We start from the raw sequence: 8,972 nt of genomic DNA, 5'->3' as shown, positions 1-8,972 counted from the left end.
CTGATTGCGCCGATGGTACTGCAACCGAAGGGTTGTGGGAGAGTAGGACACCGCCGAACTCAACATCAGGGCTGGGCCCCGGTCGAGAACCCCCACACAGGGGTGCTCCCGGGGCCCAGCTTCATGTCTGCGGCCGGACCGCCCGCGCGCAGGCTGGTCCGTACGGGCCCGTAGAATGGTCAGTCGGCCCTCGTGATGGGCCGGCCACGAGAATTCCAGAGTTGTCTATGGCAGGAGGCCAGGTGTCCGAGTTCGGTCGGCGTGACTCAGCGGATGATGGGTCCGGACGGTCGGCTCGCCGCGACCGGGACTCCCACGGCAGCCGTTCCGACGCGCCCCGGGGCGACCGGCGCGGCGCAAAGCAGGACCGAGGCGGCCGAGACGGCGGCTACCAGGGGCGCCCCCGCCGCGACGACCGAGGAGCCCGAGGCTCCGGCGGCTTCGCGGGCCGCCCGTCCTCCGGTGACAGCCCCCGCGAAGGCCGCGGTTACGCCGGCAAACGAGACGACGACCGGGACTTCCGGCCCCGCGGCAAGCGGGACTTCGACCGTCCCCAGGGCAAGTCGTCCTATGGTGACCGGTCCGGTCGTCAGGGCAGTTCTTCCTACGGTGATCGCTCTGGCCGTCCGCAGGGGAATTCCTCCTATGGTGACCGCTCTGGGCGTCCGCAAGGTAAATCCTCGTATGGGGACCGTTCCGGGCGCCCGGAAGGCAATTCCTCTTACGGGGACCGTTCCGGCCGTCCGCAGGGCAAATCTTCTTACGGGGACCGATCCGGCCGCCCGCAGGGGAAGTCGTCCTACGGGGATCGCTCGCCGCGTCGCTGGGATGACGACCGCCGGGGCACCAGTTCGGGTGGTGACCGTCGTGGCGGTTACTCCGGTGGGGACCGTGGTGGCTACTCCGGTGGTGAGCGAGGGGGCAAGTTCTCCGGAGGGGAGCGTCGCGGCTATTCGGGCGGCGAGCGCGGCTCCTCCGGCGGCGACCGTCGCGGCAGCTATTCCGACCGTAGTGGATCCGGATACCGCGGCAAGGACAACCAGCGCGACGGTTTCCGTGACGATCGGCGAGGTTCCGGCGGATTCCGCAACGACGACCGTCGCGGTGGCTCCGATGATCGGGACAACCGCGGTCGTTACGGCGATCGCGGCGACCGTGGCGGGTACGGCAACCGCGACGATCGCCGCGGGTCCGGGGATCGTGACAACCGTGGCCGTTATGACGACCGTGGCAGCCGTGGCGGTTACGGCGACCGTGGCGGTAAGACTGCCCACGGTGGCCGCGGTGGTAGTGACGACCGTGGTGGCCGTGGTGGTTACGAAGACCGTGGTGGCCGCGGTGGTTACGAGGATCGCGGCGGCAAGGGTGGTCGTGGCGGTTATGGCGATCGCGACAATCGCGGTGGCTACGGTGACCGCTCCGGGAAGTCGGGCGGTGGCCGCGATTCGCGCGGTGGGTTCCGGGACGACCGGGGGGCCCGTGACGGCGGTTTCCGTGGCGGGAACCGGGATTCGGGTGGATTCCGCAATGACCGGCGAGACGGTGGCGGTTTCCGTGACAACCGGTCTGCGGGTGGCGACTCCCGTGACGGGCGGCGCGATGAACGATCGGGTGGTTTCCGTGGCGACCGCCGGGAAAGTGGCGGGTTCCGTGGTGACCGGCGAGGCGAGGGCGGATTCCGTGGCGACCGTCGTGACGGGGGCGGATTCGGTGGCGGCGGGGCGGATGACCGGCGTGGTGGTTCCGGTGGGGGCCGGAGGGACGACCGGTCCAGCAGCTCCGCGGACCGGCGAAACGACCGGGAAGGCCGAGACGATCTGCGCGATGTCCGCGAGCTTGATGAGGCCGGTTCGGTTGATGAGTCTGCAGTAGCGGCGGTCGGCGGCGATGCTGCGGAGGGCGGGACCTCCGGCGCGGGAGACGTCGCCGAGGGTGGCTCGGTGGTGGGCGTCGACGCTGAGTCGGGCGACGACAGCCGGGGTGATGGTGCCGAGGTTCGGGAGAGCCGGGACGACCGCCAAGAGGCGGAAAGCGGCGACCGCCCTGCGTCGGAGAGTGACGACGCTCAGGACCGCGACAGCCAAGAACGCGACGACTGGCGGTCCCGGGACGACCGCCAGCCTCGGGAGCGGGACAACCGCGACCACCGCAACCGCGACCACCGGCAAGATCGGCAAGATCGGCGAGGTCGCGAAGACCGGATTCAGCGCCGCGGTGCCGACGCCGACGACGTAGCTCTTGCGCGGGAACTGCTCGAAGCTCCGGAGCTCCCCGAAGACATCGAGTTCTCCGATCTCGACGAGGAGGTCCGGCGGGAGCTGCGGACCTTGCCGAAGGGGCTGGCCGAAACCGTCGGCAAGCATCTCGTCGCTGCCGGGGGGCTCGTGGACACCGACCCCGAGGCGGCGCTCGAGCATGCGCGTTACGCGAAGACCAAGGCGTCGCGCGTGCCGATCGTCCGGGAAGGGCTTGGGCTGGTTGCTTACCATGCCGGGAATTGGCAGGAGGCGTTGTCGGAGCTGCGGGCCGTCCGGCGGATGACGCGCAGTGACGAGCACATCGCCATCATCGCGGACGCCGAGCGGGCTCTCGGGCGGCCCGAGCGGGCCCTCGACCTCGCCAAGGAGACCGACAAGGAACGGCTCACCAGGGGGACGCAGGTGGAGCTCGCGATCGTCGCGGCGGGGGCGCGGCGGGATCTCGGGCAGGTGGATGCCGCGGTCGTTTCGTTGCAGGGGCCGGATCTTCAGGCCGCCAAGCGGGACCCGTGGAGTGCGCGCCTGTTCTACGCCTACGCCGACAATCTCGCCGCCGCCGGGCGCAAGGACGAGGCGGTGACCTGGTTCCTCAACGCGGCCGAGGCCGACAACGAGGACGAGACCGACGCGGCGGAGCGGGCTGCGGACCTCGCGAATGAGTGACGCTCCGTACGACGCCGTCCTGCTCGATCTCGACGGCACCGTCTACCACGGTTCCCAGGTGATCGACGGGGCCGCGGACGCCGTGGCCACCGTGCGCAAGCAAGGCACGGCCGTGCGGTTCGTGACCAACAACGCCTCCAAGGCGCCGTCCGCGGTCGCGCAGCATTTGCGGGACCTCGGGCTCGCCGCGGAGACCGACGAGGTCCACACGAGTGCCCAGGCCGCCGCCGCGCTGCTCCGGGATCGGCTGCCCCAAGGGGCGCGGGTGCTCGTGGTCGGGACGGCGTCGCTCGGGGACGAGATTGTCGCGGTGGGGCTCGAGCCGGTGCGGACGGCCGACGACACCGTTTCCGCCGTGGTGCAAGGACATTCGCCGGAGACCGGGTGGGCTGACCTGGCCGAGGCGAGCGTCGCGATCCGGGCGGGAGCCCGGTGGGTGGCCACGAACGTCGACACCACCTTGCCCAGCGAGCGTGGGCTGCTGCCGGGGAACGGGTCGATGGTCGGGGCGCTGCGGATTGCCACCGGGGCCGAACCGATCGTCGCCGGGAAGCCGCAGCCGTTGCTGTTCGAGACGGCGGCGCGGGCGGCGAATGCGGACCGGCCGCTGGTGGTCGGCGATCGGCTCGACACGGACATTGCCGGGGCGGTCGCGGCCGGGCTGGACGTGCTGTGCGTGCTCACCGGAGTCGCGACCCCGCACACGATTCTGACCGCCGGAAAAGCCGAGCGGCCTACCCATCTGAGCGCCGATATCACGGCGCTCAGCGAGGCTGTCGACGAACTGCGGGTCGGGCCGCGGCCGGGCTGGGAAATCGGCGAAGGGGACGTCCTCACAGTGCGTGGTGAAGGCGACCGGCTCGACCTGCTGCGTGCGCTGTGCGATGCCGCGTGGCGGACGGGCGTCACGCGGGTGCGCGCGGACGGCGACGCGGCCGAGGCGGCGGTGACCGGGCTCGGGCTGGCCTGACTGGTAGTTTGGGGCGGTGCACCCGAACGTCCCACCGCCTGTTCCCGGGCCCCCGCCGATCCCCGGGCCCGGACCGCAGCAGACCGACCCGCGGGCCGGGATCGTCGAGGCCGTCGCCGGTCTCGACGAGCTCGACTCGCTGCCGCCCACCGAGCACGTGGACCGCTTCGAGGCCGTGCACACCGAGCTGACCGTGGCCCTGTCCAGCATCGACAAGGTCTGACCGCCGTGCCCAAACGGGCCCGCCTCGACGCGGAACTGGTGCGGCGCGGCCTCGCCCGTTCCCGTGAACAGGCCTCGGCACTCATCACCGGCGGCAAGGTCACCGTGCGCGGCATGGTCGCCAGCAAGCCCGCCACCGGCGTCGAGAACGACGCACCCATCGTCGTCAAGGACGAGGACGATCCCGGCTGGGCTTCCCGCGGTGCGCACAAACTCCTCGGCGCACTCGAACGATTCGGCCCCGAAGGGCTCACCGTCGAAGGCCGCCGCTGTCTCGACGCGGGCGCGTCCACCGGCGGGTTCACCGACGTCCTCCTCCGCCACGGTGCCGCCCAAGTCATCGCCGCGGACGTCGGCCGCGGGCTCCTCGACTGGCGGCTGCAGACCGACGACCGCGTCGTCGTCCTCGATCGCACCAACGTCCGCAACCTCACGCCGGACGACCTCGGCGGGCAGGTCGACCTGGTGGTCGGCGACCTGTCGTTCATCTCGCTCAAGCTGGTCCTGCCCGCGCTCGCCGCGTGCGCGCGCGATGGCGCCGACCTGCTGCCGATGGTCAAACCGCAGTTCGAAGTCGGCAAGGACCGGCTCGGCAGCGGCGGCGTGGTGCGGGACCCGGAGCTGCGTGTCGAATCCGTGCTGGGCGTGCTCGCCGAGGCCGCGAAACTCGGGCTGGCGCTGCGCGGGGTCGTCGCGAGCCCGCTGCCGGGGCCGTCCGGGAACGTCGAATACTTCGGGTGGCTCCGGCGCACGGACCCCGCCGCCGGTGGCACTGTGGACGATGCCGAGCGGCTCGTCCGCGCTGCCGTCCAGGAAGGACCCCAGTGACCGCCGAACGTGAAGTGCTCCTCGTGGTGCACCCCGACCGGGACACCACCCGGGAGGCCGCCCGCGAGGTGTCCCAGCGGTTCGCCAAGGCCGGCATCCGGCTGCGCGTGATCGACGAGGACGTGCAGCGGCTGATCGACCCCGACGGCGGCATGGTCATGCCGTGCACAGTCGTTGCGCCGCAACACAATCCGGCCGAGGGGGCGGAGCTCGTCTTCGTGCTCGGCGGCGACGGCACGCTCCTGCGCGCGGCCGAGCTCGCGCGTCCGGCCCGGGTTCCGGTGCTGGGCGTCAACCTCGGGCGCGTCGGGTTCCTCGCCGAGGCCGATTCGGACGCGCTCGCCGACGCCGTGCAGCGCGTGGTCGATCGCGCGTACCACGTCGAGGACCGGATGACCGTCGACGTCACGGTCATTGCCGACGGGGCCGAGGTCTACCGCACCTGGGCGCTCAACGAGGCCGCCGTCGAGAAGTCCAGCCGCGAGCGGGTGCTCGACGCGCTGATCGAGGTCGACGGCCGTCCCGTCTCGTCTTTCGGCTGCGACGGCGTCTTGTGCGCGACGCCCACCGGATCCACCGCGTACGCATTCTCCGCGGGCGGCCCGGTGCTGTGGCCGGACGTCGAGGCGCTGCTCGTGGTGCCGAGCAACGCGCACGCGATGTTCGCCCGTCCGCTGGTCGTGTCGCCCGAGTCGGTGATCACCGTCGGCATCGACCCGACCGGCCCGAAAGCGGCCCTGACCTGCGACGGGATGCGGTCGTTCGACCTGCCGCCGGGCGCGACGGTCCGCGTGGTGTGCGGCCGCGAGCCGGTGCGGCTCGTGCGGCTGTGGGACGGCGTGTTCACCGACCGGCTGGTGTACAAGTTCGGCCTCCCGGTGCGCAGCTGGCGCGACCGGCGCCAGGGCGGCTGATCCGCGACGCGCCCGCACAGGTGTTCGACCAGCGAAAAGAACGGTTAGCGGACCTCGGACGCACAGAAGGTCGGTGCGGGCCGCTACCGTATGCGTCGTGCTGGCCGAGATGCGCATCCAGGGCCTCGGAGTCATCGAGGAAGCCCTGCTGGAACTGCACCCGGGCTTCACCGTGGTCACCGGTGAGACGGGTGCGGGCAAAACCATGGTCGTCACCGGCCTGCACCTGCTGTCAGGCGGGCGGGCCGAGGCGTCCAAGGTCCGGAACGGAATGCTCAAGGCCTTCGTCGAGGGGCGGTTCACGCTCGGCAAGGACGAGGCGGCGAGCCGCATCGTCACCGACGCGGGCGCCGACGTCGACGAGGACGGCAGCGTGATCGCGCTGCGCACGGTCGCGGCCGACGGGCGCTCGAGAGCCCACCTCGGCGGCCGGTCGGTGCCGGTCGGCGTGCTGGCGGAGCTGTCCGAGCAGGTCATCGCCGTGCACGGGCAGAACGACCAGCTGCGGCTGCTGCGCCCGGCCGAGCAGCGGGACGTGATCGACCGGTTCGCCGGCGACGCCGTTGGCGGGCCGCTCACCGCGTACCGCGAGGTGCGGGCCGAATGGCTGGCCGTGCTCACCGAGCTCACCGAGCGGTCCACCCGCTCCCGCGAAATGGCGCAGCAGGCGGACCTGCTGAAACACGGGCTGGCCGAGATCGACGCCGTCGCGCCGGAGCCGGGCGAGGACGTCGAGCTCACCGAGCAGATCAAGCGCCTTGCCGCGGTCGACGAGCTGCGGTCCACGGCCACCGAGGCGCACGCTGCGGTGTCCGGCGCGCAGGACGGCGATCCCGACGCCCCGGGCGCGCTCGGGCTCGTGGGCGAGGCTGCGCGCCGGCTGGCTTCCGCCGAGGACTCCGCGTTGCGCGACCTCGTGCCGCGGCTCGAAGAGGCGGTCACGCTGCTCAGCGACGTCGGCTCGGAGCTGGGCGGTTACGTCGAAAGCCTGGACGCCGACCCGGCGTTGCTGGAGAAGGTTCTCGCCCGCCAGGCAGATCTCAAACGGCTCACCCGCAAGTACGCCGCGGACGTCGACGGCGTGCTCGCGTGGGCCGAGGACGCCCGCCGCCGCCTCGAATCGATGGACACGTCCGAAGAAGCACTCGCCGCGCTCGCGTTGCGCCGCGACGAGCTGGCGGTCCGGCTGGTCGGGCACGCCACCGAGGTGTCCGCGGCCCGCGGCAAGGCGGCCGCCGAGCTGGCCACCGCGATCACGAAGGAGCTGTCCGGTCTCGCGATGGGCCAGGCAGAGCTGGAGATCACCGTCGAACAGCGCCCGGCCGAACACGGCGACCAGCAGGCGCTCGCGATCGACGGGCACGCGGTGCACGCGGGTCCGGACGGCATCGACGACGTGGAACTGCTGCTGCGGGCGCACAACGGTGCGCCGCCGCTGCCGGTGCACAAGGCCGCGTCCGGCGGTGAGCTGTCGCGCGTGATGCTGGCGATCGAGGTGGTGCTGGCGCACGCGGACACCGTGCAGACGCTGGTGTTCGACGAGGTCGACGCCGGGGTCGGCGGCCGGGCCGCAGTGGAGATCGGGCGGCGGCTCGCCCGGCTCGCGCGCACGCACCAGGTCCTGGTGGTCACGCACCTGCCGCAGGTCGCTGCGTTCGCCGACCAGCATCTGGTGGTGGACAAGGGCACCAGCGGCGGCGTCACGCGCAGTGGCGTGAAATTGCTCGAACAGAGCGACCGCGTGCTGGAGCTGGCCCGGATGCTCGCGGGCATGGACGGCACCGAAACCGGTCGCGCGCACGCCGAAGAACTGCTTGCCACGGCGGAAAAGGACAAGGCGAAGAACCCCGGCCCCAAGCGCAAGCGCACGAAGAAGGGCTCATGACCTGGGCCACGGTGACCGACGTCGAAGCCGAACTCGCCCGCGCGCGGCGGGAGGACGATCTCGACCGCTTCCTCGCGCTCCTCGGCGATGAGGAGCTGTTCGTGCCGATCCACCGTGCCGAGGCGGAGCAGCTTGCGCAGCAACGAGTGTGGTCCCCGGCGAAGGTGTGCTGCGCGCACGGTGGCGAGCCGTCGTTGCAGGTGTTCACCCGCGGCGCGTTGCCGGACTTCGGCGCCGACGTGGTCTTCCTGAGCGGTGACCTCGACTGGGCCACGCACGGCCTCGGCGCCGGTGAAGAGGTCGTGTTCAACCGCGGGACACTCGCCGAGTGGCGGGTCACCGCGGCGGCCGTGCTGCCGTGGGTCGCCGCGAACCCGCATCGGGTCACCGCGGTGGAACAGCAGGTCGAGCGGCTGCACACGGCTCGGTACGGGCACCTCGACGGCCCGGTCGCGCACGCGCTCGCCTGCGGTGCGCACCAGGCGGTGCTGTCCGCCGAGCCCTGGAACGTCCTCGACGCGCGGTACCACGATTACGTCGCGGAGGTCCGCGGCCTGCGCGACTGGTGGGGCGTCACCGACGCGGTCGGCTGGCGGGCCGCGATGGACCGGCTGATCGGTGACGCGCACCAGCTCACTGACGCCACTGCGGTGCTCGTGCTGCGTGCCCGCAGCGGCAAGGAGCTCGACGCGTACGGCTGGGCGGATCTGGTCCGGCACTGGTGCGAGGAAAGCGACGCGCGGGAGCAGTCCGGGCTGCTGGTCGACACCGTGCGCCGGATCATCCGGTATGAGCAGCGGTTCCGCGCCGACGGGGTGCTGGCACCGGAAGCCGTCGTGGACAGCGTGATCGGCTGGGACGTCGGCCGCGCGGTCGAGCTGGTGCGCTGGGGGCTGGCCGTCGGGTACTGCGACGCGCTCACCGCCGAGCTGATGGTGCTCGAAGCCGGTGCGGTCGCCCGGCGCTACCACCAGTCATGGGCCGAACTGTCCGCCGGATACGTGCTGGGGCGGCTGCTCGCGCTGGACGGCGAGGAATTCGGCGCCGGGTACTCGTCGGCCGTCCGGGTCCACCACCAGCTGCTGAACGACCCCGCGAGTCCCTGGTCCAACCTCGATTTCGCGGGGGCGGGGCCGGATATCCAACCCTGAACCGGCGCGGGGCGCGACACGGCTCACCACAATGAGTCACGCCTGCCTCGGCGCGTCGGCTCCGCCTGCAAGCACAAGTTT

General features: G+C 71.8%; 8 protein-coding genes. All 8 read left to right on the top strand.

The window, feature by feature from the left end; translation table 11 throughout:
- Positions 1-609 precede the first annotated feature (609 nt).
- Entirely contained in the window at positions 610-1,872 is a 1,263-nt protein-coding gene (locus OO71_RS50550; RefSeq protein WP_156096716.1) for a hypothetical protein, read from the top strand.
- Between the two features lie 71 nt (positions 1,873-1,943).
- Entirely contained in the window at positions 1,944-2,921 is a 978-nt protein-coding gene (locus tag OO71_RS35445) for a tetratricopeptide repeat protein (RefSeq protein WP_084145503.1), read from the top strand.
- Positions 2,914-3,891 (top strand): HAD-IIA family hydrolase, encoded by a 978-nt coding sequence (locus OO71_RS35440; RefSeq protein ID WP_033294373.1) that lies wholly within the window; start codon positions 2,914-2,916, stop codon positions 3,889-3,891. Before OO71_RS35445 ends, OO71_RS35440 begins: the two co-directional genes overlap by 8 nt.
- Before the next feature lie 16 nt (positions 3,892-3,907).
- On the top strand, positions 3,908-4,114 hold the full coding sequence (locus OO71_RS35435; protein ID WP_033294372.1) for a hypothetical protein: 207 nt from the start codon (positions 3,908-3,910) through the stop codon (positions 4,112-4,114).
- A gap of 5 nt (positions 4,115-4,119) precedes the next feature.
- Positions 4,120-4,941: a TlyA family RNA methyltransferase gene (locus OO71_RS35430; RefSeq protein WP_033294371.1), complete on the top strand. Its 822-nt coding sequence runs from the start codon at positions 4,120-4,122 to the stop codon at positions 4,939-4,941.
- A complete protein-coding gene (locus OO71_RS35425; RefSeq protein ID WP_033294370.1) occupies positions 4,938-5,855 on the top strand; it encodes an NAD kinase in 918 nt (305 codons plus the stop codon). The genes OO71_RS35430 and OO71_RS35425 overlap by 4 nt, the downstream gene beginning before the upstream one ends.
- Positions 5,856-5,952: 97 nt before the next feature.
- Complete coding sequence (recN, locus tag OO71_RS35420) at positions 5,953-7,740, top strand: DNA repair protein RecN (RefSeq protein ID WP_033294369.1); 1,788 nt, start codon at positions 5,953-5,955, stop codon at positions 7,738-7,740.
- On the top strand, positions 7,737-8,891 hold the full coding sequence (locus tag OO71_RS35415) for a DUF1266 domain-containing protein (protein ID WP_033294368.1): 1,155 nt from the start codon (positions 7,737-7,739) through the stop codon (positions 8,889-8,891). Before recN ends, OO71_RS35415 begins: the two co-directional genes overlap by 4 nt.
- Positions 8,892-8,972: the final 81 nt, after the last annotated feature.

Origin of the sequence: Amycolatopsis jejuensis (assembly GCF_000717335.1) — a bacterium.
GTDB classification, from domain to species: domain Bacteria; phylum Actinomycetota; class Actinomycetes; order Mycobacteriales; family Pseudonocardiaceae; genus Amycolatopsis; species Amycolatopsis jejuensis.
Note: the sequence above shows the minus strand (reverse complement) of the source record. Positions and strands in the feature narration are given on the sequence as shown.